The 26,999-nt window shown below is 68.5% G+C and carries 18 protein-coding genes; 4 read left to right on the forward strand and 14 right to left on the reverse strand.

What is annotated here, in order from left to right; genetic code table 11:
• Window positions 1–15: 15 nt before the first annotated feature.
• The 5 genes from ACWIVK_RS10160 to ACWIVK_RS10180 form a co-directional block, all read right to left on the reverse strand.
• Complete coding sequence (locus tag ACWIVK_RS10160) at window positions 16–498, reverse strand: Uma2 family endonuclease (RefSeq protein WP_448576561.1); 483 nt, start codon at window positions 496–498, stop codon at window positions 16–18.
• A gap of 1,636 nt (window positions 499–2,134) precedes the next feature.
• On the reverse strand, window positions 2,135–3,052 hold the full coding sequence (locus ACWIVK_RS10165) for a hypothetical protein (RefSeq protein ID WP_448576563.1): 918 nt from the start codon (window positions 3,050–3,052) through the stop codon (window positions 2,135–2,137).
• A complete protein-coding gene (locus tag ACWIVK_RS10170; RefSeq protein WP_448576564.1) occupies window positions 2,956–3,807 on the reverse strand; it encodes an ABC transporter permease in 852 nt (283 codons plus the stop codon). Before ACWIVK_RS10170 ends, ACWIVK_RS10165 begins: the two co-directional genes overlap by 97 nt.
• Window positions 3,804–4,682: a molybdate ABC transporter substrate-binding protein gene (modA, locus tag ACWIVK_RS10175; RefSeq protein WP_448576565.1), complete on the reverse strand. Its 879-nt coding sequence runs from the start codon at window positions 4,680–4,682 to the stop codon at window positions 3,804–3,806. The genes ACWIVK_RS10170 and modA overlap by 4 nt, the downstream gene beginning before the upstream one ends.
• Window positions 4,683–4,705: 23 nt before the next feature.
• Window positions 4,706–5,818 (reverse strand): substrate-binding domain-containing protein, encoded by a 1,113-nt coding sequence (locus ACWIVK_RS10180; protein ID WP_448576566.1) that lies wholly within the window; start codon window positions 5,816–5,818, stop codon window positions 4,706–4,708.
• A gap of 1,338 nt (window positions 5,819–7,156) precedes the next feature.
• Here ACWIVK_RS10180 and ACWIVK_RS10185 point away from each other — a divergent pair.
• On the forward strand, window positions 7,157–7,972 hold the full coding sequence (locus tag ACWIVK_RS10185; RefSeq protein WP_448576567.1) for an SDR family NAD(P)-dependent oxidoreductase: 816 nt from the start codon (window positions 7,157–7,159) through the stop codon (window positions 7,970–7,972).
• 51 nt (window positions 7,973–8,023) lie between these two features.
• The gene (locus ACWIVK_RS10190; protein ID WP_448576568.1) at window positions 8,024–8,845 is read left to right on the forward strand and encodes an SDR family NAD(P)-dependent oxidoreductase; all 822 of its coding nucleotides are present in this window, start codon (window positions 8,024–8,026) and stop codon (window positions 8,843–8,845) included.
• A gap of 89 nt (window positions 8,846–8,934) precedes the next feature.
• Here the strand turns inward: ACWIVK_RS10190 and ACWIVK_RS10195 are convergent, their stop codons facing one another.
• A complete protein-coding gene (locus ACWIVK_RS10195; protein WP_448576570.1) occupies window positions 8,935–10,494 on the reverse strand; it encodes a multicopper oxidase family protein in 1,560 nt (519 codons plus the stop codon).
• 1,303 nt (window positions 10,495–11,797) lie between these two features.
• Between ACWIVK_RS10195 and ACWIVK_RS10200 the strand changes: the two genes are divergently transcribed.
• Window positions 11,798–12,631, forward strand: coding sequence for a hypothetical protein (locus ACWIVK_RS10200; RefSeq protein WP_448576571.1), 834 nt, complete (start codon window positions 11,798–11,800; stop codon window positions 12,629–12,631).
• Window positions 12,632–12,647: 16 nt separating this feature from the next.
• Entirely contained in the window at window positions 12,648–13,412 is a 765-nt protein-coding gene (locus ACWIVK_RS10205) for a hypothetical protein (protein ID WP_448576572.1), read from the forward strand.
• A 1,213-nt stretch (window positions 13,413–14,625) separates the two neighbouring features.
• Here ACWIVK_RS10205 and ACWIVK_RS10210 read toward each other — a convergent pair.
• The 8 genes from ACWIVK_RS10210 to ACWIVK_RS10245 form a co-directional block, all read right to left on the reverse strand.
• The gene (locus tag ACWIVK_RS10210; protein WP_448576573.1) at window positions 14,626–15,294 is read right to left on the reverse strand and encodes a sortase; all 669 of its coding nucleotides are present in this window, start codon (window positions 15,292–15,294) and stop codon (window positions 14,626–14,628) included.
• A 3-nt stretch (window positions 15,295–15,297) separates the two neighbouring features.
• The gene (locus tag ACWIVK_RS10215; protein ID WP_448576574.1) at window positions 15,298–15,663 is read right to left on the reverse strand and encodes a flagellar protein FliT; all 366 of its coding nucleotides are present in this window, start codon (window positions 15,661–15,663) and stop codon (window positions 15,298–15,300) included.
• A 12-nt stretch (window positions 15,664–15,675) separates the two neighbouring features.
• On the reverse strand, window positions 15,676–16,083 hold the full coding sequence (fliS, locus tag ACWIVK_RS10220; RefSeq protein WP_448576575.1) for a flagellar export chaperone FliS: 408 nt from the start codon (window positions 16,081–16,083) through the stop codon (window positions 15,676–15,678).
• Window positions 16,084–16,107: 24 nt separating this feature from the next.
• Window positions 16,108–18,084, reverse strand: coding sequence for a flagellar filament capping protein FliD (fliD, locus tag ACWIVK_RS10225; RefSeq protein WP_448576576.1), 1,977 nt, complete (start codon window positions 18,082–18,084; stop codon window positions 16,108–16,110).
• 47 nt (window positions 18,085–18,131) lie between these two features.
• Window positions 18,132–18,503, reverse strand: coding sequence for a flagellar protein FlaG (locus ACWIVK_RS10230; protein WP_448576578.1), 372 nt, complete (start codon window positions 18,501–18,503; stop codon window positions 18,132–18,134).
• 327 nt (window positions 18,504–18,830) lie between these two features.
• Window positions 18,831–20,807 carry a methyl-accepting chemotaxis protein gene (locus tag ACWIVK_RS10235; RefSeq protein ID WP_448576580.1) on the reverse strand — a complete coding sequence of 659 codons (1,977 nt, stop codon included), beginning with the start codon at window positions 20,805–20,807 and terminating at the stop codon, window positions 18,831–18,833.
• A 566-nt stretch (window positions 20,808–21,373) separates the two neighbouring features.
• Window positions 21,374–24,421 (reverse strand): chemotaxis protein CheW, encoded by a 3,048-nt coding sequence (locus ACWIVK_RS10240; protein ID WP_448576581.1) that lies wholly within the window; start codon window positions 24,419–24,421, stop codon window positions 21,374–21,376.
• Window positions 24,422–24,453: 32 nt separating this feature from the next.
• Window positions 24,454–26,547, reverse strand: a complete 2,094-nt coding sequence (locus ACWIVK_RS10245) for a methyl-accepting chemotaxis protein (RefSeq protein ID WP_448576582.1) — start codon at window positions 26,545–26,547, stop codon at window positions 24,454–24,456.
• Window positions 26,548–26,999: the final 452 nt, after the last annotated feature.

A 26,999-nucleotide genomic window follows, 5' to 3' on the forward strand; every position in this document is an offset into this window, starting at 1 on the left:
CCTGCCTCGGCGCGATCATCCCCCGGACGCCTCTTCTGGGGAGACCGCGAAGAGCTCGCTGACCGTCATGTCGAAGCCGGGGAGCACGTCACCGCCGCTGACTTTCTCGTCCGGCCCGAGCTCGCGCGCCGTCCCGTCCGGCCAGTACACCGTCACCGTCCGGCTCTTCGGCCACAGCACCCAGACCAGCCGCACCCCTGCCCCGAGATAGTCCCGCACCCGCTCGTGCACCTCCTCCGCCCGGTCGTGCGGCGAGACGATTTCTACCGCCAGATCCGGCGCCCCCGGCCAGAACCCTTCCGGGATCCCCGTCGCCGGCACTCGCTCCCACCGCACTACCGAGACGTCCGGAATCCGCACCGTGTCCGGATTCCGCCGGAGGATGTAGCCGAGACCGTCCCCGAAAACGAGACCGATGCGCCGGCTGGTGACGAACTGGTGGAGCAGCAGGACGAGCCGCACGACGATCGCCGCAAGGATTCCCCCAGCGCCCGGCATCTCGACCAGCTTCCCTTCGTGCAGCTCGTATCGCACCCCCGGCCTGTTCGGGCAGCCCCTCGAGGTCCTCGGCTGTCAGAAGACGTTCCTGCTGTCCGATGGCCTGCATCGAGCCCACGCTCCACAGTGACGGTAGCGAACGATGATGTTCGTCCCGACTGATCCTGCCGCAAGTGAACGCGATCGTCCCCTGCCGCGCAAGTCGTTCGAAGGCCGAGCGATCCCCCGGTGCGCAGGCGACAGGGTCCGACTCGTCAGCAGCGCTGGTGTCCCCCACTCCGCCACGCCCCTCTCCGACAAGACGCGGACGCTCGTTCTCACCGTACCAGCGACGGTCATGGTCGCAGGCACGACGAGCAGCGGCGACCACTCGAGACAGGCACGCGCAGCCCGCTGCTTCGTCGCCGGGCCACCCACCGGCACCGACAGCGACCGAGCGGCCCGGCGCACCCGCCTCTCGAGCGGAACCGCTTGCTACGGAATCACCACTGCGGACGCGCGGCGATCGCGACGCCGGTCAGCGGCGTGGTGCGCTCGCCCAGCCATGACGCTGTTCCGGTCAGCCACGGACTCTTGTTCTCGGCCCTGGCCGGCCGGCGGGTCAGGCACCTCCTGACCCCGACACGACGGTGGGCGTCGGGTGCCCGATCAGCACCGCTGCGTTGGTGTGCATCGTCGTGGGACACGGTTCCAGGCGCAGGACGTGGTGCAGTACCCCTGTAGAGGCGAGGCGCTGCCTCGCCCGCGGTACGCACCAGCAGGCGGTGATGGAAAGGGCTCGTTGGGCGACCGGCGACGGGGGATGGCCTACCGGCCCTGGCCGGCCGGCGGGTCAGGCCCCGCCTGACCCCTACGAGACGGGGGCGGTCGCGTGACCCCGGCGCCGCAATCGCTGGTACCGGGGATGAACCGCCCTCGCAGAGGGGCGACGCGCTGCGTCGCCCGACCGCGCCGCAGGCGTGGGGAATGCACGGCACGGATGGGCGGGCGATGAGGGCCATGGCACACAGGCGGACGGGCACGGTGCGGTCTGCCGGCCCTGGCCGGCCGGCGGGTCAGGCACCGCCTGACCCCTACGGGGTGGGGGCGCGACCAGACCATCCGCGATCCGCACGTGCCTCACCGTGGGTGCGGTCCCCTCTGTAGGGGCGAGGCGCTGCCTCGCCCGCCGCGCGACAGCGCGGCAAAGATCCGCGACAACCACCTGTCCGGTCTTCACCATCCGGGATACCGTGACCAGCGCACAGCACTAGGATAGGCCCGCCCTGGCCGGCCGGCGGGTCAGGCCCCGACGAGACGGGAGCGATTGCGCCGAACCGTGGCAGGTCTTCAGCGCACCGCGGATGGATCGCCCAAGCTGTGTAGGGGCGAGGCGCTGCCTCGTCCGCCGCGCCGACCACCTGTCCGATCTTCACCATCTGGGATGCCGTGACCAGCGCACTGCGCCAGGATGGGCCGGCCCGCGAGGGCCGACGGATCGAGCACCGCCCGAGCCCGCTGAGTCGAGGCGCCTGCACCGGCCCACGAGCGCGGACAGTCCCGACCGGCAGTCGGAACATCTGCCCGTCGAGGCATCAGGGTGCCTCATCCGCCGTGCGCCATGAACTGTCGATCAGGATCGGCGGGATTCGAGTGGCTACCTCCTCCTCAGGGAAGTTTCCGCCGACCGGACAGCCGCGAGCACTCCTTCCGCGACCCGACGCGGCCGCTCGCCGATGCCCCGCCACTCGCCGCCGACACCGCGGGGATCGATCTCGAGCACCTTCGTCCCCTGCTCCACCGGTACACCGTCCCGGGTGAGCCCGCGGATCAGCCCAGCGATCGGCGCCACGACGACCACCTTCTCGCTCCTCGCCCCGACCAGACGCGCCACCGGCTCCCCGGCCGCGACCGATTCGCCGAGCTGCCGCTCCGTCCGCCAGAGACCGCTCATCGGCGCGTAGACGTACCGCCCGCGCTGCACCCCAGCGATCGCCCGCGGCTCACCCATCAGCGGCCGGTTCGACCCCTCCCAACGTACCCGGCCCAACTCCTCCCAACTCGTCTCGATCGCCACGTCGACCTGCTCACCAGCCACGAACCCGGGTCCCAAGCCGACCGTGAGTCGAGCGAGCCCGCGCAGGTGCGGCTGCACCGTAGCATGCTTGCGCATCCGCGCATCCACGAGGACCTGCGGAACGAGTTCCTCGACCGCCTCGAGCGGGTTTCGGCGCACCAGGATCGGGACGGCACCGCGCTCGTCCCAGAGCGCCTCCACCTCACCCTTCGTCTCGACCCGTCGGGCGACCACCCCCTCCAGGACCGTCTGGCCATCGAACACGGCATCGGCGAAGGCCATGCCGCGTCGGGTAACCGTCGGCCACGGCTCACTGACGATCGCGACCAGCGATCCTGCTGTCCACAACCGGTGCGCCACCGCTGAGGCCACATCGCCGATGCCGAGCACGACGCACCGCGTCAGGACAGCTGCCGCACGCTCGGCAGTCTCTCCACCAGCAGGAAGATGAGCAGACTGACGAGAAGCAGCAGAGCGGCGATCGCGACCGCCTCCCACAGATCCACCTCCATCGCCGTGAAGATCGCGAGCGACAAGGTCTGCGTCCGCCCACGGAAGTTCCCCGCGAAGAGCAACGTCGCCCCGAACTCCGAGACCGCTTTGGCCCAGCACAGGGTGATCCCACTGACGAGTGCCGGCAAGGCGAGCGGGAGGGTAACCGAGCGGAACGCTTGCAGCGAGCTGCACCCGTCCACCAAGGCTGCTTCCTCCAGGTGCGCCGGAACGCTGGCGAACCCCTCCAGTGCTGTCCGAATGTAGAAGGGGCTCGCCGTGAACAGTTGCGCCATCACCACCGCCAGCGTCGTGAACGGGATCTGGATCCCGAAGGTATCCAAGTACCGTCCGAGCAACCCCATGCGCCCGAACAGCATGAGCAACGCCACGCCTGCCACGACCGGCGGCAGTACGATCGGCAGACCGACCGCGACTTCGACCAGTCGGCGGCCAGGAAAGTTCCAGCGCGCCAGGATCCAGGCGACCGGTGTTCCGAAGAGGAGCGCGAGACCGACCGTGGCGAAACTGGTCAGGAGCGTGAGGCGGAGCGCATCGAGAAAGAACGGGTCGCGAGCGTACCGAACCACGTCGCCGAGACCGAACGCACGGACGAGCAGCGCCACGAGCGGCGCGATCGAGAAGCCGAGCGAGACAGCGACCGGGACTAGGAGAAGGAGACGGCCCGGATGCACCCAGCCTGCTGCACCACGCCGCACGGTGCCTCCACTCAGCCGAGCGGTCTCGACGACCCGCTTCATCCGCAACGCTCCGCACCGCTCGCGTCTGCGCTCACCGGCTCGAAACCGCGCTGGGCGAGGAGCTGTTGGCCCGTTTCCGCACGGACGAGCGCGATGAACGCTTCGGCCAGCGCTGGTCGCTGGCTCGCCGCTGCGACGGCGATCGGATAACAGGCGAGGACGTTCAGCTCGTCCGGGATCGCGAGAGCACGGACACTGCTCCCAGCAGCCTCGACATCGGTCACGTAGACGATCCCGGCATCTGCCTCGCCGAGCGCGACTTTGGCCAAGACCTGCTTGACGTTCACTTCCTGCGACACGACATTGGCGAGCACCCGTTGGGCGAAGTCCGGGCCGTAGTCAGGTCGCTGACTGGCGCGCGCCAGCAGCGTCCGCGCATACTTCCCGGCCGGGACATTCTCGTGCGCCAGGATTACCGTCACACCGGGGCGCGCCAGGTCCGCCAACCGCTCGATCCCGGCCGGGTTGCTCGCCGGTACGACGACCGCGAGCCGGTTCCGAGCGAAGACGACCGGCTCACCGCGGATCAGACCGGCTCCCTGCGCGCGCCGCATGTTCTCGAGATCAGCGAAAGCCACCACATCGGCGGGAGCACCCTGTTCCAGCTGTGCGACCAACTGAGCCGAGCCCGCGAAGTTGAAGGAGACCGCGACCGCTGGGTAACGAGACCGGAACGCTTCGCCGAGCTGTTGAAACGGCTCCAGCAACGAGGAGGCCGCGAAGACGACCAACTCTGTGCTCTCGCCTTCTGTCGAGTATAGGGTACCCGGCGGGCTGTCCGGCGAGGGAGTCGCCTGGTGGTCACAGCTCACCAGGCTGGCGAGGACGAGAGCGAGCACCAACGCCCGTCGTGCGCTCAACCGCTCTGACCGCACCGCTCCCCCTCGCCGGTTATCGCTCAACATTGACCGAACGTGGCGACGATCGTGCCGCTCTCCTGCACCGCGTAGCCGCTCGCCTCCAGCTCGCGCCGCACCGGACGCGCGGTCAGCAGCTCGAGGAGATCGCGCACCGGCGGCCAATCCAGGTAGTCCAACGGCACGACGAGGTCGTAGCGTTCCTCGAGCAACGGCACGAAATCCAGCCCGTGCACCCGCGCGACCGGATACACGATTGGCCCAGCATCAGCGAGCCCGCTCGCCACTGCTTCCGCCACTGCCCGGTGCCCAGGGAGCTCACGCTCGTAACCGCGCAGCATGGCTGGCTCGATCGCTTCCTGGGCCAGGAAGCGATCGAGCACGACACGACTGCCGGAGCCCAGCTCGCGATTCACGATCGTCACGTCCGGCGCGACGAGATCGCCCACCGAGCGAATCCGTTTCGGGTTACCCGGAGCGAGCCCCAGACCTTCCACCCAATGGGACAGCGTGACGACCGCGATCGGCCGAGCGACGAGATGACGTCGTACTTCCGAAAGGTTGAATTCCCCAGTCTCCGGATCCCAGAGATGCGTGCCCGCGATGTGCACCCACCCGCGTGCTAGGGCCTGGAGCGCCGCCCGACTCCCGAGCGGTACCCAGACGACCCGGAGATCTCGATGCCAGCGCCGGAGATGCGCAGCCAGCAGCGCCAGCGCCGGGTCGCAGCCAGCCAGGACGAGGCTGCGCTCCAACGTCGCCGGATCGAAGAGCGGCTCCACCGTGACGCGCTCACCCGCGCGCTCCCGAATCATTCCCTCGGCCTCACCGGTGTCGTCCCGGACTGGCCAGGCGACGAGCGTCTCGCCGACGCGCGCCAGGCGCACGCGCGAGGGGATCGGGACCGTCCAGCCTTCACCGCACGCGAGCTGCGCCTCGAGCAGCGGCGGTTCCGCGACGATGAAGAGCTCCTCGACCGCACAGCCGAGTGCGCGAGCCAGCCGCAGCGCGACGGCCACACTCGGCGTCAACCGACCCGCCTCGATCGCCACCAGCGTCTGCCGACTGATCCCCGCTCGCTCCGCCACCTGGTGCTGGCTGAGTCCACGGGCCCGTCGTCGCTCGCGGACACGGACGATCAGTTGTGTCCCCATACCAGCCCCCAGTGCTTTCCCTGCGATAGTAAATGATCTTCGACCCCCTGTCAACGATCGACGACAAACCGACACGCGTCCCTCTCCAGCGAACGCCACCGAACCAGGGACGAGCCGCGATGCCGCAGCGGACACGACGCTGCCGATACCTCGCCGCCAGCGTGGGCGGTAGTCGACCGCGATGCGGCGAGTCGCGTACGTTCGGCGATCATGCACCGATAGCCGGCGACAGCGCACCCGGCGAGCGAACCGACTCGCTCTGCTTCTCTTCCCATGGGCCACTGTCGCTGCACTGGACCCGACCGGTCACGTGCGAGCGCTCCACAGAACCGAGCAGGAACGGTCGAACACGACCGTTTGCGCGCGTCCAATTACGCTGGCGCCGACGGGCTGGTTCGTCGCCCGCCAGTGCCCACTCCAGGTGTCCGCCAGGCTCTTCGCTTCGACCTCCTGGCTGCCCACTGCCGAATCGGTCGTTGCGTCCTGCACCGCATCTCCTGACTGCAGCACTCGGCGATCGTCAGTTCCGAGCGATCTCTCGGACGGTCGCAGTCGCCCACGCTGCCCGCGCCCTCCTCGTGCCTGGGTTGAACGTTCCGTCGTCTTCGGGAAACGTCCTGCGGCTGTTCCCCCACCGCTCGACTGGGCACTCCATCCTTTTCGACGCGACACATTCGCGCGACCGGGGCCGGTTTCGCATCGACTCCGGCGTGATGCTGTCGCTCGCATGACGATTCTGCTCCCTCGCTCGCTGCCCCGGCACGGGATCGACTGCGAGCACCGCTCCGTCGTCGCTTCGAACGATCTCGGACTCGATCTTCGGCACTACATACCCTTGGGTAGGTGCCTGACCGCATCCGCGCCCACCATGTCGGCTCGCTTGCACCGCCGCCACTCCTACGGCTACACTTCAGGACGAAATTCATTGGCGGCGAACCAGCGCGTTCCCAGCGTAGGCACGTCAGGGCAGTCACCAGAAGAGCAGAAGCGGATGCTGCTCAGCTCGAGGCAAGGCAAGCGAGGGAACCCGATCCCGAGCCACTCGGCTGACCGCTCGCCAGCGATCTTTCCATACCCTGTCCTACCGACTCGGTGGCGCGGGCGCCTCCAAAGCTGCTCCGGCGCAACGGATCCAACCGGGGACATCGGGCGAAGAACGATGGAGCATCCTCTCCTGCGACCACGCCCACACACCCGGCAGGTTCCCGACCGCCTGGCGGGTCGAACGACCGACCGAATTCCCGCTGGCGGGCTGGACTCTCCACGCTGTCAACCGGGCACGAAGCACGCAAGGCCGATCGAGAACGCATCGGATCGAGAGAAAGGAGCAGGCGGATCATGGTCGAAGAACGATGGCTCGAAGGCATGGTCGCCCTCGTCACCGGAGCTGGACGCGGCGCGGAGGGCGGCGGAGGAGCCGGGATCGCCCGCCACCTCGCCCGGCGCGGTGCCCGCATCGCCGTCAACGACATTTCGGAAGAATTCGCCATGGCGACTGTCGAGCAGATTCGCCAACGAGGTGGCGAGGCGATCGCTGTCGTCGGCGATGTCTCCGACCCGCGCGACGCCGATCGGATGGTCGATGAAGTCGTCCGCCATTTCGGTCGGATCGACATCCTGGTCAACAACGCGGCGATCAGTGGTCTCATCCCAGCGGTCGAGCGCCTCCCCAACGAGATCTGGCACCACCAGCTCGCCGTCGATCTCGATGGCCCCTTCTACATGAGTCGCGCTGCGCTCCGTTCCATGATCCCCCAGCGCTTCGGCCGCATCGTCAACATTTCCTCCTTCGCCGCGGTCCGTACCGGCTTCGTCGGCGGCGTCACCTACACCACCGCGAAGACGGGCCTGCTCGGCCTCACCCGGCAGATGGCCTACGAGGTCGCCCAGTACGGCATCACGGTCAACGCGCTGATGCCGACCGGTCTCCTCAACCCCCGCGTCTTGCGTCTCCGCCCCGACTGGGTCCAGGGCGAAGGCCCACAGCGGGCGATCCACCCCGAGGAGGAACTGGGCTGGATCGTCGCCTATCTGTGCCACCCCAACATGACGGCGATTTCCGGTGCAGCGATCCCGGTCGATCGAGGTGTCTCCAACGGTATCGGCGACTTCGCTGAACTGAAGCGACGGAGCGGCAAGGATACCGGAGACTGACGTGTCGTCCAGCAGCGGGCACGACGAACTCTCGTGGGAAAGGAGTCGACGATGATGGCGCTCGGACAGCTGTGTGATCTCAGCGGGCTCGTCGCTCTGGTGACTGGTGCCGGCGGAGGGGAACGTGGCGGACTCGGCGCAGCGATCGCACGAGTCCTAGCACAAGCCGGCGCTCAGGTGGCAGTGAACGATCTCACACCGGAAGACGCGGAAGCGACGGCCAGCATGATCCGCGCCCTCGGCCTGGTTGCCGAAGCGATGCCAGCCGATGTCACCGATCCGGAGCAGGCCGAACAGCTCGTCACCCGCGTCATCGAACGTTTCGGTAAGATCGATATCCTCGTCAACAAAGCTGAGTATCATTCCCGTGCCTATCGTCCCGACGAAATCCCGACCGAAGAGTGGCAGCGGAGTGTCGCCGTCAACGTCCACGCACCCTTCTACCTCAGCCGAGCCGCTGTCCGCGACATGCGTCGGCGCAAGTTCGGGCGCATCATCAACGTGTCCAACATCGCTGCCATTCGCGCCAGCGTGCTGCACGGGACGCCGTATGTGGCCACCAAGGAAGCGCTCTATGGCTTTACCCGCCACCTGGCCACCGAAGTCGCCCAACACGGCATCACGGTCAACGCCATTCTGCCCGGCTTCGTCCTCACCCCCAAGCTGGCAGCTCTCTGGCCAGAGGAGCGGATCGCCAGGCTGGCCCCGACTATCCCCGCGCTGCGTGCTGGAACGCCGGAGGAGATCGCGAGTCTCGTGGTGTACCTTGCCAGTCCAGAGGCCGGGTACCTCACCGGTGCCGCGATCCCGATCGATGGCGCCGTCTCCATCGTTCCGGGAGGCCGCATGGATCCGGACAACTGCTTCGTTTGACGCGTGCCGGAACCTCGACAGCCGAACCTGCCAGCAGACGAGGAGGAACGAGCGGGGCCGGCGCGGGGATCCCGCGCCGGCCGTTCCGATCAGCTGACCTCGACGATCCGCATCATCCCAGTTTCCTGATGGTAGAGGTGATGGCAGTGGAACATCCACTTTCCTGGATTGTCGGCGATCCAATCCATGACCACTTCCTGCATCGGATCGACGAGCACCGTATCGCGCAACGGGGCTTGCGCGCTCTCGCCCACGCGGAAGAAGTGACCGTGCAGGTGCATGGGATGCGGCATCGTGGTCATGTTCTGCAGCCGGAAGCGTACCCGCTGGCCTCGCCGCACCCGGATCGGCTCCGCAGCAGGATAGGCTTGCCCATCGATCGTCCAGACGTACTGACCTGCCCCGCCACTGAGCACGATCGGCCGCTCGACATCGGGGACGAACAGCACCCCCTCCGAGCGCGCCCGGCAGCGCAACCCGTGCACGAGCTCCCCCGCCAATTCCCGCGGGCGCGTCACGCTCACCGGCACTCGGCCGCTCTCTCCCTCGTACCGCAGCACCGCCTGCGCTGCACGATCCGTGCCTTCGGCCCAGGCCACGAGCGGCCAGATGCCAGGGTTGTCCAAGCGGACGAGGAGATCGTACCGCTCGCCCATCCCGATCCGCAGAGCGTCCCCCTCGAGCGGCTCGATCGGCTGTCCATCGGCTTGCACGACGACGAGGCGATGGCCAGCGAGCGCGACGCGAAAGATGGTCGCTGATGCCGCGTTGACGAGCCGCAGCCGGAGGAGATCGCCGCGCTTGCCGACGAACTCGAAAGGATGCTCCGGGGGACGTCCGTTCACCAAGTAGAAGGGATAGACGAGATCCGGTTCGACCTCCGGCGGCTCACCGCTCGTTCCGACCATTCCGGGCATCGTTCCCATACCAGGCATGCTTCCACCCGGCATCGCCCCATGTCCCATGCCATGACCACCATGACCACCGTGACCGGCACCGACCAGCTGCCGCAACGCTTCCTCCGGTGTCCCAGCGATTCCATCCAGCCAGTCATCGAGGACCAGCACGACCTCGCGATCATAGGCGAGTTCCTCGCGTCCCGGCTCGACGATCAGTGCACCCACCAGCCCACGATCCAACTGCAGGCCGACATGGGTATGGTAAAAGTACGTCCCCGCCACCGGCACAGTGAACTCGTAGAGGAAGCGCTCCCCAGGCGAAACCGCTGGCTGCGTGACGTCCGGCACCCCGTCCATCGCATTGGGGACCGGGATCCCATGCCAGTGGATCGTCGTCGGCTCAGGCAGCCGGTTTTCCAGTAGGACGCGCAGCGTCTCCCCCTCTCGAACACGCAGCTCTGGCCCCGGCACTTGACCTCCATAGGTGAACGTGCGCACCCGCCGACCAGCGAGTTCGAGTTCCGCCTCCACCGTCTCGATGGTGTACTCCCGCACTGTACCGGCTGCTGATCCGCCTGATCGAGCCGGCATCACCGTGACCGTCGGCTCCGCAGCTGGTTGTGGACTCGGGACGGGTGTGACCGGTCGTCGGCCACAGGCCACCGCCAGGAGTGCACTCCCGGCCATCACCTGGATAAAGCCACGGCGGGTCCACCGTCGTGCCGGCACTGAGGATGCGAAAGGCATCATCGTTCGGGCTCCTCCCGCTCGATCGAACCACGCCCAAGAGAGACCGTCGCGACTGTCCGTGACGTCACAGCGGGAGGATCAATTGCGGAGGCAGCAGGAGGCGAACAGTGACCGAGCGTTCGGGAACCGATCCGGCGCGCGGGGTCTGCAGCACAGCACGGGCACGCGGTTACCGAGCGCGAAGACACGCACCGCGAGAACACGCCTCCACAGCCAGGCGAGAGGGACGCCGGCCACCGCGCACCACAGAACCAGAACCGTCATCCCTCCCATCGGGGAGGCGAACTCGTGCGGAGACCCGGGCCAATGCGTTTCCACCGGCGCATGGTTCCCGTGCGTCAAGAGATGCCTGTGCGCATCATGGACTGGCACCGCTTGGGTCACCAGCCAGCACGTCAAGAGACTCCAGCCCAAGGCGCCGGCGACGAGTATCGACCAGGTCCGCGATCGTCGAAGGCACTCGCTCACGAGGGTCTCCCTGCCGGGACATCCGCGACCGACCGCTCGCCGACCCGTCCCGCCTAATGATACCCGCGCTGTAACCAGCACGGGGATGCGAGCCAGGGACGACGTGCCCGCAACTCGGCCCAGCTCTTGCGACTCACCTCCCGCCGACGTTCATCCAGCGTGCCGTCCCGCACCGGCACGACGCCACTTCCGACCGCGGGGGGCCGTGCCTCCCGACACGGCGGGCGCCTCGTTGCGTCACCCCGACGAAGTAGGCGGGTTTTCGCGGTCGGGCACGTGCTTGCCGCGGTTCGGCCTGATGGTTCTGTCGTAGCGGGGTCAGGCAGTGCCTGGCCCGGCGGTTCGCCAGGACCGGTCATCTCCTCGTGACGCGCAGGCGATCGACTCCACGCGAGGCGGCAGAACGCCCCACTCTTCGGCACGGCAGAGCACCGCTCGAGCGGCGCACCGAGCCTCTGCGCCGGGTCGCTCGCCGATCTCCCGGATACCCGCCCACACTGCACGTATCGGTGCAGCAACGGAAACGCCCGCACTCGCGCTCCCGCGCGGCCGGAACACCGCGCGTCACCGACCTGGCCCGATCCCTCACGACCGGGTCGCCGAGCCCGACGAACGAGGGCTGGGCGTCCGCCCACCGGGCTGTTACCGTTCCGGCACGCCCCTCCGGCCTGTCGTCCGGTTTCCGGCAGAGCAGCTCCTTGACAGGCAAGCTACTCAGGCCGAAAATGAGGGTGAGTTGCCCTACCTTCCTTGCGCTGGTTCACTCTCGCACCGAGGGGCATGTCCAGTAACTGGCCGACGAGCACGGCAGGCAAGCCTGCTGAGGGAGTGGGCGATGGACGAGGAGCCGCATCTCACCGAAACTGATCGGCCGAACCGACCGCTCGTCTACTCGGTCGAGCGAGCCGGCGACAGCAGCGGCTCTCCCTGGCGGTGGGTCCTGATCGGCTGTGGCGGTGCACTGGTCCTCGCCTGCGTCTGCCTCGTCGCCGCCGTGGGGACATTCGCTTTCCTCACGATCACCCGCGCGACACCGACGCCCCAGGTCGCTATGACCACACCCGCTGCTCGACCAGCGCGCACCCCCGCCGTCGGTCCCGGTTCGCCCACCCCGGCCAGTTCGGCCCAACCCGCGCCACAACGCACGCCGTCACCCAGCCAGGGTCAGTCGAGCGGTGGGCTTCCAGCGGGCTGGCAGTGGTTCGACGACCCGTCCGGCCAGGTGCGCCTAGCGGTTCCCGGTGGCTGGAACTTCTTTTATGAAGAAAAGAACTGTTGCAACGTCACGCTCGTGACGTTCGATCCCGGCCAACTGCCGAGCGGACGGATCGCCTGGGCTCCGCCCGGATCGGGTGCCGAGCACGAGGTGCCGACTGGGGAAATGGTCGTCGATCTCTTCCTCGTCGCGCCCCCCTTCGCCGACCAGCCTCCGGACTTCGGTCGCCCACCCGATGGTGAAGACATCGTCGGCGGTCGGTATGCTGCCCAGCTTTACTTCAGCGCACCCTATACTGACTGGCCCATCGGGCACGTCATCACCTACCTCTACGAGGACGACCAGGGCCGGCAGTGGTGCCTGATCGCCTATTTCGGCACGCCGTTCGAGCAGGATACGGAGCACTTGGCCATGCTCGGGCAGATCATCGCCAGCATCCAGCATCCTGGTTGAACGTGGAGGGAGCACCGTGGAACGCCGTTCTTCGCCGGTGGTGATCATCGGTCTCGGTTGCCTGGCGCTGCTCCTCCTCGTCGCGGCCGGCGCACTCGGCGGCCTCCTCGGCTTCCTCGCTTTTCGCGCTCGGGAGTCCGCGGCACCGACGACCCTCACCCCGACCACGGTCGCGCAGCGCACACCCAGCGAGCAGCCGGAACCCTCCCCCGCACCACGCCCCACGCCGACCGTGCTGCGGACACCCGCTCCGCCGCCGACCCCAGAACCGACACCCGGCCCAGCCGTCATCCCGGACTGGCCGACCTACGAGGATCCGGGATACGTCCGCTTCCAGCACCCTCCGCTCTGGCTCGTCGTCACGACGCCGGAGGCACCAGAATACAATCTCCGTTCCTGCCACTGCTACTGGATCCTGATGAGCGAGCAGATGGTCCAAAACAGTCCGAGCCCTGAGTCGGTCGCTGACTGGTTCGACACGAAGAGCCTCGACGGTATCCCACCCGACGGGATCTGGATGGAAATCCTGCGCCTCGACTCCGAGTACGCACCACGCCCCGACTTCCTCGACAGCAAGCCTCAGGGCTCGATCGTCATCGGTAACCAGTACGAGGCCAAGGTCTACCAGCTCGACCCAACTGGCCGCATCCGCGCCTATCACTATCGGGACGGCCAGGGGCGTCCCTGGGTGATCGTCGTCCGCGCACCGGACGGCTTCGACCGCGCCAACCCGCAGGTTCAACGCTTGACCGGCGTGCTCGCGACGATCGACCACCGCTGAGCCAGGGGCTACCCCAACCGTCTGTCGCGCACTCTTCCCGGTCGAACACCCGGTCACCTCTCGAAGGCCCGTGACTGCGGTGACGCGCCGCGACCAGCTCGCCGCTCGACCACGCCCGATCGGCAACGTCGTACAGCAGTGGCGCGCCACGGAGCGGCGCCCGTCGCGCAACCGTCGCCCCAACGGGGCGGATCGGCTCGCCCCCGCTGCGGTGTATGCCGACCGCTCGAGGACATCCCTACACACCTGGAGGAGGCCGGCGCTGCCTGACCCGCCGGTTCGCAAGACCGGCAAGCCCGACGGCGGTCGGTCTCGTGCTGTGGTCGCCTGATCCAGGCGTGTGACGTTTGCCGCTGTCCATAGAGCCGCGCCTGCTGGCGCGGCGGGCGAGGCAGCGCCTCGCCCCTCCATGGTTCGGCGGTCTGGCACCGCAGGAACGGATGGCCGTCACCGGTCAGGTGATCGGCCCCGCCCTGTAGGGGTCAGGCGCTGCCTGACCCGCCGGCCCTCCCGGGCCGGCAGAGGCCACCGTCGCCGGCCGACCATGGTGGTGCCGTTGCGATGGCAACCGGGGTATCGGTCACCGGTGTTGCCGCGCCTTCCGGCGCGGCCGGGCGAGGCAGCGCCTCTCCCCTACAGCGGGGTACCGCGTCACGTCCCGGTGTGCATATCGCGTCCTGCGACGGATGCATACCACCGCCGCGGCGATCGACGCGTACGGGGGCGCTGCGCGACCCCCGTCCTGTAGGGGTCAGGCGCTGCCTGACCCGCCGACCCTCCCGGGCCGGCAATCCTGTGGCGGCGCGATGCCCTCGTGCCGTCCGGATCGCGGAGACGGCCGATCCGCGCCGCATGGCTGTGCCGCGCGTCGCGCGGCCGGGCGAGGCGCTGTCTCGCCCCTACATGGTTGGGCGGCGCATCCCCGGTCGGGTATTCGGGTGCGACGGGCGGATGCCACCCCCGTCCGGTAGGGGTCAGACGCTGCCGGACCCCTCGGCCTGCTGGGGCCGACAAACCCCACCGCGGTCAGTCCGGTGCCGTGGTCGCGTGATCTGCGCGGGGACGTTTGCCGCCGTCCACATGGGCGCGCTGCCCGGTGCGGCGCCTGTCGACTGCAGCAGGGCGTCCTTCTCGCCACGTGCGCTTCGGCCAATAGCGACAGCTTCCCCGTGCAGACTGCTGACCGCCTCGCCGCTCGGGGAGCCGCGCCGGCTCAACGGGTAGCGACCGCTGGCCGCACCGGCTCGGCGCGCACGACCAACCGCCGCTCGTACTGGCCATCGGGGAGACACGTGAGGAGCGTCAAGATCTCGCGGTCCGTCTGCCGCAGCACCGCGCGCTCGCTCTGCGCGACTGTCTGTACGTCCACCACCCGGTAGACGAAGGTTCCCGCCGCGCTCCAGACCCTGATCTCGTCACCGGGACGGATTTCCAGCAAGCGCCAAAAGATGCCGGGACCTCGTTCGGTATCGACGTGCCCGGTGATCGCGATGTTGCCCGGCTCGCCCGGATTGGCCGTCCCCATCAGGTGCGCAGCAGCATCCGGTGGCACGGGCCAGTACCAGCCCCGCTCGTCTACCGTCGAGGCCACCTCGACCACCGTCACCGCGATCCCCAGCCGCGCGATCTCGAGCGCGGTCGCCGGCGGCATGCGGTACCGGAACAGTGTCCGCCAGGCCCCCTCGCTCGCCGGCCTGCGCCGCTCGGCACGCGCCACCGGTGTCGGCTCGGTGACCTTCGCGTCACGTCGGCCGACCGTCGGGGTCGGCTGGGTGAGCTCGGGTGTTCGCGTTCGCTGGATTTCCACCCGGACGCAAGAGACGCCGACGAGGAGGCTCAGCACGACGATCGCGATCGAAACCGAGCCAGACCGGACGCCCATCGCTCATGCCTCGCGATCGACCAGTTCGCCCTCATCGGCCGTCCCGAGCGCCCGACGGTACCCGCGCGCCGCGGCATCGTTCCGTTCCACTGCCTGCTGTGCCTCCCGCGTCGCCCGGAGCGCTGTCTCCACCGTCTCGACGAGTTCTCGATCCAGTGCCTGCATCTCCTCGAGCAGCCCCACGATCGCCTCGCGGTCGGCCGCGCTCAGGTGAGCTGGGTCGGTTGCCTGAAGCTGGTGCACGAGCCTGCCGCGCTCCTCCAAGAGGGCCATCGCCTCGTCCCACTTCCCAGCCCGCGCGGCCTCCAGTTGCGCGGCAGTCAGATCGCGCAGGCGGGCCGCCAGTTCCAGCGCGCTCGCCTCGTCCACGTTCCGCTCCTCTCAGGCGTTGGCAGCGACGGGGACGGCAGGTCGGGTCACGCGCTCGCGGGCCGCTACTTCCTCCCAGGCCTCGAGCAGGCTGGACAGGAACGCGTGCACCTCAGCCACGATGGCCGGGTCCTTGCGCACGTTCGCCTCGACCAGTCGCCGCTGCAGATAGTCGTAGATCGCCAGGAGCTGCTGAGCCAGCTCGCCCGCCTCCAGGTTCAGGCTGGCCATGAGCTCGGCCACGATCTCCTGGGCGAAGACCAGACGAGCATGGGCGCGCGGAACGTCCCGACTGCCGATCGCCTCCTCGGCTTCAGCCAGCACCTGGATGGCCCGCCGGTAAAGCAGCACCATCAGCTCGGCCACCGAGGCCGTCTCCACCGTCACTTGCCGGTACCGCTGGTAAGGATTCGCCGGCATGACGCACCATCCCCTTCCCGTCCGTCACGAGTTCAGCATCTTGAGGATCTGCCCTTGGAGCTGCGTCCCCTGCGCTTGGATCTCCGCGAGCATGCGCTCCAACGTGGCGAATTGCCGCACCAACTGCGCCTTGCGATCGTCCAGCCGCTGCTGGTACCGATCGATCTGCTGGTCGATGCCGCGCAGCCGCTGCTCGTAGGCATCGCCGCGCGCACGCACCAGCCCGTCGCGGCCCAAGATACCGTTCAGGTAGCGAGCGAGCCGGGTCAGCACCCCTTCCTGCTGCGTCACCGCGATCTCGCTCGTTGCCCCGGTGAGCGTGTCGGCCGCGCTCAAGACCAGCCCGGGGATCAAGGTCGCGTTCGTCCCACCGGCCGCGATGGTGCCGCTCGCGCTCCAGAGCAGTTGATTCCCCGTATCGTAGAAAGCGGCCGTCAGGTTACCGGCGCCATCGGAACCGATGACGTAACGACCGCTGGCTGGCGGACGCGGCGTCCCCGACACGCGCACGATGTCGCCCGGCGTCGTCAGCGTCGCGCGGCTCGTCGCGCCGAGCAGCTCGAACACGGCATCCGGGTTCTCGCGCAAGGCAGCGCGGAGCTTGTTTTCGTCCACCTGGAGCTGGTTGGTCGTTCCCACAGCGGACCCGACTGTTCCGAAGCTGATCCCGATATCAGCCAGCGTGCGGTACCGCCCTCCGGCGTTGATCGCCGGGCTCGTCACCAACTGGCGCAGTGTCGACTCGATCGTCCGCACTGCGCTGTCGCCCATGAGCGTGCCGGCGGTCTTGCTCGTCGCATCGTAGGCAGTCTTATCGGCGATGAAGCTCAGCACACTGTTGAACTGGTCGACGAATCTCCGCACGGCCGCGACCGCTGCCTCGCTGTCCGGCTCGACCGTGAAGGTGTAGGGACTGGTGGTCGTGCGGGTGAGCGTCAAGGTGACGCCCGGAATCGCGTCGCTGATCGTGTTGCTGGTGCTGTACTGCCAGGTCGCACCACCGTCCAGGCTGTAGACCGCGTTCTGCCCGAGCTGGAGCTGACCACTCGCCAGCCCGAGCGCAGTGGCCAGGTTCCCCGTATCGCTGACGGTGATCGCCAGACTCCCCGTCGTCTTGGCCGTGAGCACGATGCGGTCAGTCGAGCTGTCGTAGCTCGCGGTGACACCGGCATTGGAGGCATTGATCCGGTTGAGGATCGTGCCCAGCGAGTCGGTAGCCGGATCGTAGGAGATCGCCACGCCATTGATCGTGAGCGTCCCCGACCCACTCACCGGCGTCGCCAGCATGGCTTGGCTCAGAGGGACCGTCGTCTTGACCGCGGTCAAACTGCGCGTCCCGACGACGGTATCGCCGCTGCGTGGTGCCGCGGCGAGCGACGTGACCGAGAGGAAGTTCGAGCTGTCGCCGATCGCTCCGACCTGGAGCGGTCCGCCTGGGGTATCGGCCGTGAGCGCGAGCCGTGTCCGGCCGTCCACCGTGACCAGGCTGGCGGTGACTCCGGCACCACTGGCATTGATCCGTGCGATCACGTCGTTCATGGTGTCGGTGGCGGGATCGACCGTGATCGCCACACCATTGATGGTGAAGGTACCAGCGGTGACGCTGGATCGGAAGTTCACGTCGGTCAGCGGCGCATCGGGATCGATGTCCGCACCGAGTGCGCTGCCGCTGCGGAGCGTCGTCGCGGTCGCGAGCTGCTGGATCTGGATCGAGTACGTGCCGGCGACCGCGCCGGGGCGGGCGCTCGCCGTGAAGGGGGCGTTCCCATCGCTCGGCCGCACCGCAAAGCCGACGATGGTCCCGCGCTGCGTCAGCGTGCCGAGCGCGCTCGCCAGGTTCTGCAGACGCGTCCCGAGGTCTTTCCAAGCATCCCGCTGCTTCTGGATCTCCTGCTTGCGCTGGTTGAGCCGCGTGATCGGCCGTTGCTCCAGCTGCAGGAGCTTGGAGATGATGTCCTGGGTGTTCAAGCCGGAAGCCAAGCCATCGAAGGTAATACTCATCGCCTGCTCCTTCCCGGCACGCCGGTGCCCAGCGCGTTCCCCCCGACTCACTCCGTTCGCTGCTGCTCGGCGAGCTCCTGGAGGAACTCCTTGAGGCCACCGGGCGGGATCTCGCGGATCACTTCTTGCGTCTCCCGGTCGATGAGTTGAACGACCCAGTTGCCGATGCCGGGCCGCACGTAATAGCGCAGATAGACGTCCCGCGGCATCTTGCGCACCAGCTGCGGATCGAGCGAGAGATCGACCCGGTGTGCTGGAATGGCGTCCCGCTTCCCCTCCGCTGCGGGGCCGCGATCGGCAGTGCCGGTAGTCGAGCCGCTCGCCTCCACCGGTTTGACCGGCTGCAGCGGCGCTGCCTCCTCGACCGGGCCTGGCTCGTTCGGACCGACTGGTGGTACCGGAAGGATCGGTGGGTTCATCGCGCTCCCTCGCGACGTCTCATCGGCGTTCCGTCCGCCCATCCTGAAGAAGATGATCGGCAGAACTGGCGAGGAACTTGAGAGAGTGTCGTCGATCTCGCACGACAGCGCTGTGGACGCTGGCAGCGCTGCCCTAGCCAGCCGGGAGCCGCAGTCTGCTTCCGCCACCGCCGGGCACACTGCGTCAGCCGAGCAGCGCGCGATGCCCACGGTCAGGCCACCCGGGCCACCGTTCTTCTCCCCAGCATCGCAGCCCACCCGGGCTCCCGGTCGGGAGCCGCTGGGCCAACGCGAGCACTCCAGCCGCAGACCGGTGGGCGACCATCCTCAGCGGACGAGATCGGGAATCGAGCTGCGGATGGAAGAATGGCCATCACCGACCGCAGGCCCTTCACCGCGCAAGCGGAAACGGCTGAGCAGCGCGCGCAGCGTGCCGGCCACCTGCCGCAAGACCCTGGCGGTCCGCGCCATCTCCTCGATCCGACTCCGCGCCGCGTTGACCGAACTCGCCATCGCCTCCGCCAGCGCGGCATTCTGCTGCGCGATGTCGGCGATCCGACTCATCGCGGCCCGCACGTCTCCGATTTGCGTACCCAGCTGCGTCGCCTCGCGCTGGTTCGCGTCGGCCAGCTGCGCCGTGCGCTCGAGCGTTTGTCCCACCGACCGCATCTGCTGCTGCAGCGACTCCAGTTCGAGGAGGAGCCGCGCATTCGCCTCCGCGATCTCCACTGCTGCCGACCGGATCTCGTCGAAGAGTCCGACCACGTGCTCCGTCTCGCGCACTGCTGCCGCGACGACCGTATCCCCCTCGGCGAGCGCGCGCGCTGCCTCCTCGACGGTGGCCACGATGCGCTGCACGATCTCCGTCACCTGACTCGCTGCCTCACTCGAGGACGCGGCGAGCTTCTGCACCTCTTCAGCGACGACGGCGAATCCTTTCCCAGCCTCCCCGGCCCGTGCTGCCTCGATCGCCGCATTCAGTGCCAAGAACGTCGTCTGCCGAGCTAACCCTTGGATCACGCCGACGAATCGATCGATCTCCCGAGCATGTCCGACCAAGGCCCGGATCGTCTCCCGCGTCGTCACCATCTGCTCCTGCACCGAGCGGCTCAGCTGGGTCGCCCGCTCGACGACCGCGCTTCCCTCGGTCGCGCGGCTCGTGTTCGCGCGCGCTCGGACCGTCACCTCCTGACTGCGTTCGTACACGTGCCGCCCGACATCCTCCGTCCGGTGGATGACCTCGGTCGCTGCCCGCAATTCCTCTGCCTGCTGGACAGCGATCTCCATGACTCGCCGCGCACGCTGCTCGCTGTCGTCGATCGCCTGCCCAGCCGCCCCGATCTGATCGGCCTGCGCGACCGACCCAGCAGCGACGCGCTCGGCCACCTGCGACAGTTCTTCCGCGAGTCTCGCCACCTCGCTGCTGAGCGCTTCCGTCACCTCACCGCTCGCCGACACCTGCGTCGCCGCCTCACGCACGCGGACGAGCGACTCGCTCAAATCGCTCACCGTACTCGTGTACGAGGTGCTGACCGCGCGGATCCGTTCCAGCATCTCGTTGAAAGCCCCCGCCATCTGAGCGAACTCGTCAGCACCGCGGACCGGGAGCGGTGCGGTCCGCACAGTGACCGTGCCAGTGAGATCACCCCCTGCCAACTGTCCCAGTGCACGCTCCAACTCGCTGATTTCTCCCCTCGCCAATCGCTCGGCCGTCCTCGCCAGCTCGCCGATCGTCCGCAGGGGAGGGCGCAGCGACCAGAACCAGCCGATCACGATGACCAGCGCCAGCGCGGCACAGGCCATGGCCATGCCCTGGAGCACCGAAAGCTGCAATGCGATGCTCCTGCCTCGCTCCACAGCGCCCAGCTGGGGCACCGCAGCAGCCTCGGTGACGCTCCCCCAGAACGCCGCGAACGCCTCCCGCACGGTGTCACTGTCCTCGGGAGAGGTGGTCAGGAGTCGCTCCACGGTAGCCCAGGCCGCGACCGCCCGCTCCACTGCTACACGCTCGCTGGCCGTCCCGCTGCTTCGCTGCAACGCGCTCAATTCGCTGGCGACGCGGCGTGCCTGGGCCGACCACTCCTCGGCCGTTCCCTGCCGAGCGCGCACGCGTTCCTCGAGTTCGCGTGCCTGCGTGCTGACGCGCGCGAGCGCGCTCGCCTGCTCGCCCTCAGCCGCCAACGTGCTCACCTGCGACCGCAGCGACGCGAGCCAGAGCGCCCCCACACTGCCGAGGCCGAGAAAGACGAACGCCGATGTCAAGAGCAAAGCCAGCAACTTCTGCCGGAATCCGAGTCGCACCACGCGACCTCCTTCGCTCTTGAGGAAGACTATCGGTCGAAGACGACATCCCCTGCAGGGGGAGGAGGAGAGCTAGGACCATCGGGCCAGCGCAGCGTCGGCAGCGCCGCGCCCCGACCCGCGTGCCCAGCAGGGCAGAGCGAGCCGCCACGACCGCTCCCCGGTCTCGTGCGACCAACCACCTCGAGCGGCGAGCACCCGCGCGACACCTCCGTCGCGCGCCCCTCCGTATCGCTGTACGCGGTCGTTCCGCAGGCCGACAGTCGATCGAGATGAACCCGTCGTCACCACGCTCGGCTGCTGCAACCGTGAAGTGGCGCGTTCGCGCCGTCTCGCACCCGAGGCGACTCTGCAGCCGGCGCGCCGCTCGTGAGCTCAGTCCAGCCGGATACCCACCCCGCCCTCGCCGCGCAGCGCAAACCGGCCACCCACCGCTCTCTCCGGCGTTCGCTCCGCCCGACCGAGCCAGCCTTCGGCCGGGCGGCAGCATCCGCAGTACCGGACGGGCAAAAAGAGCAGCTCGGCCGGGATCGCCCCAGCCGAGCCAGCCCAAGCACGTCTGCGCGTCTTCAGCCGCGTCGCCCCAGGCAGACGCTCGCCAGTTTCTCCAGCTCCACCACCTGCAGCAGACAGTCGGGCAAGGTAGCCACGTTCGGCACGATCTCCGCCAGTGGCCCGAGATTGCCGGTCGGTTCGCGGAGCTCGCTGACCGGCACGCGCACGGTGCCGCGGATGCTCTCCCCGCGCAGCACCATCGGCCCCAGACTCGTCAAGGTGACCACATCGACCGCCTCGCCGTTCGTGCGGACCGGGCGCCGCAGCACGCCGCCCAGGTCGAACACCGGCACGATCTCGCCGCGGATATTGGCCAGGCCGAGGAATCCGGCATCGTCGAGCGGCGTCGGTGTCACGCCGTCCAGCGTGGTGATCTCGCGCACCCGATCGATCGGCACACCATAGACCTCTGGCCCCAGATTGACCGCCAGGACGTGCACCATCTCCTCTTCGCGCGCGTACTGCGACTCGGCCGTCGCTTCCGCCTCGTCGTGCACCACCAGATGCCGGAACTGCTCGAGGAGTTCGCTCTGCTCCAGCTCGTCGAACTTGGCGTACACCGCGTTCGCTCCCGCTGCACGCAACCGCTCGCCCAACTCCGCGCTGTTCGGCTGATCGCTGAGATACTGCGAGAGCACGACGATCGGCACGTCGGCTCGCGCAGCGGTCTCTCCACCGCGCACGGCCTGGACCAGATCGAGCCCGCTCTTTCCCGGCAGGTTGTAGTCGGTGATGATCAGCGCCACATCGGGTACGCGCGCCAGGAACACCAGCGCTTCTTCCACGCTCCCCACTGCGCTCACGGCATAGCCGACCCGCTTGAGCACCGCCTCCAGCGCGTCCCGGTAGAAGACACTGTCCTCGACGATGAGCGCCTTCTTCCCCCGCACCGAGCGCGCTTCCTGCCGCGCCTCGTAGAGTCGACGCAACTCAGCATGGACGACAGTCGGGACGTCCACCAGGAGATACACCCCGTCCGTTAAGTTGAGCAGGCCGGTCACGCCATGCCGGTCGGACGGCTCCGGCTCCACCCCCACCCGGCCGATCCGCACGACTTGCGACGCGACGAAACCGCACTCGAGGTTATCGGCCCGCAAGAGGACCGCGATCCCACCCTGCTCGGCACCGCCCTCGCCCATCCGGAGCGCCCGGTCGAGATCGATCAGCGGGATCAGCGCCTGCTCCGTCCGGTAGTAGATCCGCTCGCCGAAGATCGCCAGTTCCTCCGGTGTGAAGCGGACGATGCGGGAGACGAGTCGCACCGGCACAGCATACCGGTGCTCGCCGTACCCCTTGAGGAGCACGAGCCGCTCGCCCAGATCGTCCTCGCTCGCCTGGTGCTCGTGAACGAGGCCCAGCTGGGCCTGCTCGGCCTGGATCTTGGCCATCGCCAGTCCGGCATCGGCCAGGATCTTCTCCGGTTCGAGAATCAGGACGATCTCGCCTGTCCCCAGCGTAGCCAGTCCGCTCACACTCTCCACGCCGCGCAACAGGTTCCCGACCGGCTTGACGATCAGCTCTTCGAAGCGCGCGATCCCGTCGCAGAGCAGCCCCGCGAGTGTCCCCTCGCCCCGCAGCACGAGCACGTAGTGCTTGCCCGCCTGCTTCTTGGCTCCCTCGCTCCGTTCCGGCCAGCTGGACAGCGTGAAGAGCGGCACCAGTTGGTCACGCAACCGGAAGACGTCCTGCTCGCCATAGTGCTCGATGTCGCGGTCGGTGATGAGCACGATCTCCTGCACCACGTTGTAGGGGATGCCCAAGAGATAGCCGCGTGCCGTGAAGACCAGCGTATTCATCACCGAGACGGAGGTCGGCACCACCAGTCGGATCGTCGTCCCCTGCCCGGGCACCGACGAGATGCTCAGGCTTCCACCCAGTTCCTGCATCCGCACAGCGACGACGTCCAAGCCCACGCCGCGTCCCGAGAGCTCGGTCGCCCGGTCGCGCGTCGAGAAGCCGGGACGCAACAGGAGCGCGTTGAGTTCGGCCTCGGTGAGCGTGGCGGCCTCGCGGGCGCTCACGAAGCCGCGCTCCACCGCCTTCTGCCGCACTGCCTCGTAGTCGATCCCTTTGCCATCGTCGCTCACCTCGATGACCAGGTTCGACCCCTCGCGCATCGCCCGCAGCGTGATCCTTCCCCGCGACGGCTTGCCGAAGGCGATCCGCCGCTCCGGCGACTCGATCCCGTGGTCGACCGCATTGCGCAGGAGATGCACCAGGGGATCGCGCAACTCCTGCAGGATCCGCCGGTCCACCTCCAACCGTCCACCGTCGATCACCAGATCGACCTCTTTCCCGGTCGCGCGCGCCGCATCCCGCACCACGCGCGGCATCTGGGAGAACAGCGACGAGATCGGCTGCAAGCGGGTCAGGGCGGCGATATCCTGCAGCTCGGAGACCATCACCGAGAGCTTCTTGGAGGCTCCGACCAGTTCCCCGTCCTGCAAGTTGGCCGCCAGCGCGGTGATCCGGTTGCGCGTGACCAGCATCTCTTCGGCCAGCCGCCCCAAGCGATCGAGCACGTGAACCGGCACCCGCACCGTCGAGCTGGTCAGCTCGGTCTCGCTGGCACGCTGCTCGTCCGGGCGAGTCTCCCCCTCGCTCGTCGGCCCGCTGGTCGCTGGCGTCGCGTCGCCGGCCCCGGCGTCCACTGCCGCGCGCGGGCGCTCGAGCGCTCGCTCGGCTGCCTGTTGCAGGCGTTGGGTGAGTGCCGGCAGTCCCTCGGGCTGCTCGGTCTGCCCGGCCAGAAAGGCCAAGTACCCCCGCACCGACGAGACCGTTTGCAGCAAAAGATCGACATGCTCGGGCTGCACCGGTGCACCCTTGCGCAGGACGTCGGCCAGATGCTCGGCCGCATGCACCAGCGCCACCAGATCGCTCAGGTTCAAGTACCCCGCGCTACCCTTCGTCGAGTGGAGATGACGGAACACCTCGTTCAGGAGCCGCTCCTTCTCGGCTGCCGACTCCGCCCGCTCCAGTTCGACCAGAGCCGGCTCGATCGACTCGAGCCGCTCGCGCGTCTCCTCGATGAACATCTCGATCAGCTCGCGGTCCTCACCCATCGCTCCGGTTCCTCTCCGCCGCTACACCCACGTCACCACGCCCGACGACCGTTCCCGTTCGCACTGACTCCCGCCGGCACCCGCGACGCTGCCGGCTGCTCCGCCCAACCTCGCCCGTTCGCCTCGACCGGCCCAAACGCCTGTTGCTCGGTCGCGGTCCGGAACCGCTCGACCAGCCGAGCCAACTGTCCCGCCAGGCCGACCAGGTGTTCCGCTGCCGCCTGGATCTCGCCGACCTGGGTCGCCATCTGCTCGGTCGCTGCCGAGACCTCCTCGGCCGCCGCGGCGTTCTGCTCGGCCACGCTGGTCACCCGGCGGATCGAGCCGCGCACTTGCTCGGCCGTCGCGGAGAGCTCGCTGGCGGAGGCGGCATTCTCCTCGGCGATCGCCGCAGTGTCCTCCATCGTCGCCCGCAGTTCCGAACTCCGCTTGGCGATCTCCTCGAGCGAGGCCAAGAGTTCGCGGTTCCGCTCAGCCACTTCCTCGGCAGCCTGGCGGATGGCCGCGAACACCTCGGCGACCTCGCGCGCCTCGCTGCTCACCTGCGTCACCGAGCCGGCGCTCTCCGCCATCGCCGCGACGGCTTGCTCCACCGTGCGCTGGATCCCCTGCACCATCTGGGCGATCTCCTGCGTCGAAGCAGCCGAGCGCTCGGCCAGCTTGCGCACCTCCTCGGCCACGACGGCGAAGCCCTTCCCCGCCTCGCCGGCGCGAGCTGCCTCGATGGCGGCGTTCAGCGCCAGGAGATTGGTCTGCTCGGTCAAGTCGGTGATCACCTGGACGATCTGGCCGATCTGCTTGGAGCGCTCGCCCAGTTCCTGGATGGCCCGGGCCGTCTCCTCCACCTGGGCGCGCACGCGCTCCATCGCGCTGAGCGTCCGCTGTACCACCGCCCCACCGCTCTCGGCCTGCTCGCGGTTGCGTCCCGCCCGCTCGGTCACGCCCCGCGCGAGTTCGCCCACCCGCTGGTTGCGGTCGGCCATCTGCTGGACCAGCTCGGTCGCCCGCTGCAGCGCCCGCCCCTGCTCCTGGGCCGCCTTGGCCACTGCCTGGATCGTCTGGCTCATCTCGTCGACGGCGGTCGAGGCACTGCTCACCTGCTCCGCCTGCGTCGCCGACCCCTGCGCCACGTCCTGGATCGTCCGCGCGACCGCGTTGGACGCCTCGGCGATCTGCGCCGAGAGTGCCTGGGCCTGCGCGCCCGCCTCGCTCACCTGGCGCACCGCCAGCCGCACCTGCCCCACGAGCTGGGCAAGGTCATCCAGCGCGCTCCCGAAGGCGCTCCCCACTGCCCGCAATCGCTCCAGCATCCGGTTGAACGACTGCGCCATGCGCGCCAGCTCGTCGCGCCCGCGCACCGGCAGCGGCTCCATCGTCACCGCGAAGCGCGCGGTGAGATCCCCGGCCGCCAACTTGCCGAGCGCCGCTTCCAGCGCGGCCAGCTCCTGCTCCGCCAGCTGCTGGCTGACCCCCGCGATCTCGGTCACCGTGCGCAAGGCAGGTCGCAGCACTAACAACCCGGCCAGGAAGGCGACGACCGCCAGGCCGGCCGCACCCAGCATGGCGAAGCGCAGCATGGTGAGCTGTCCTTCGGCCCGGTTCGCTGTCACCTGGGCGTCCGCCGCCGAGACCGCCTCGAGACTGCGGATCGCGTCCAACAGCGCGGCGAACTTCTGCGCCGCATCGCCGGTCATGTTCTGCTGCGCAGCCACGAGGTCGTACTTGCGCGAGAGCTGGAGCGTCCGCTCGGCCGACGCCCGATAGGTGGTCCAGGCCTCGCGCACAGCTGCGACACTCGCTTGTTCCTGTGAGGTATGCGCCAGCGCCTGAAGCTGGTCCAAACCCTGGGCGATCTGGGTGTCGAGCTCGGCGATCCGCTCGTCGAGTTGCCGACGGTAATCGGCATTGGTCGTGGCACCCACGTGGGCCACGACGCTCGCGCGGACCTCCGCCATGCGCCGCGAGGTCTGCCCGAGCACGATCAGCGCCTCGTTCATCTCGTTCACTCGATGCACCGCGCTGCGGCTCTGGCCCAGCCAGAACCAGCCGACCGCGCCGAGGAGTACGAAGATCGCGGCCATCGCCGCGAGAATGCCGAGCACCTTTTCCTTGAAACCGATGGTCATGGCTACCCCCGTCCACTCTCCGTCGCTCCTGTTGGAAGCTTTCGGCAGGGGACCAGCCAGACTTGAGCGGCGCGAGCTGGACCAGGACTTTTCGGGGATACCCGGCAACAACCTGGCGGCCCTCTGGGCCGGCGGGTCAGGCACCGCCTGACCCCTACCGGACGGGGGTTGCATCCGCCCGTCGCACCCAAAGGCCCGACCGGGGATGTGGCGCGCAACCATGTAGGGACGAGGCGCTGCCTCGCCCGCCGCGCGACAGCGCGGCAACACGCAGCGCGGCAGGCAGCACCGCCGTCACGTTTTCGCGCACCACGGCCGACGCATCCCCACCGACATGGGCCGGCCCTCTGGGCCGGCGGGTCAGGCACCGCCTGACCCCTACAACACCTGGCCGACCGCCTCGCTGGTGCCGTGCATGCGTTGCGGTGATACCGGTCCGCACACCCTGGTAG

This window comes from Thermomicrobium sp. (genome assembly GCF_053493975.1).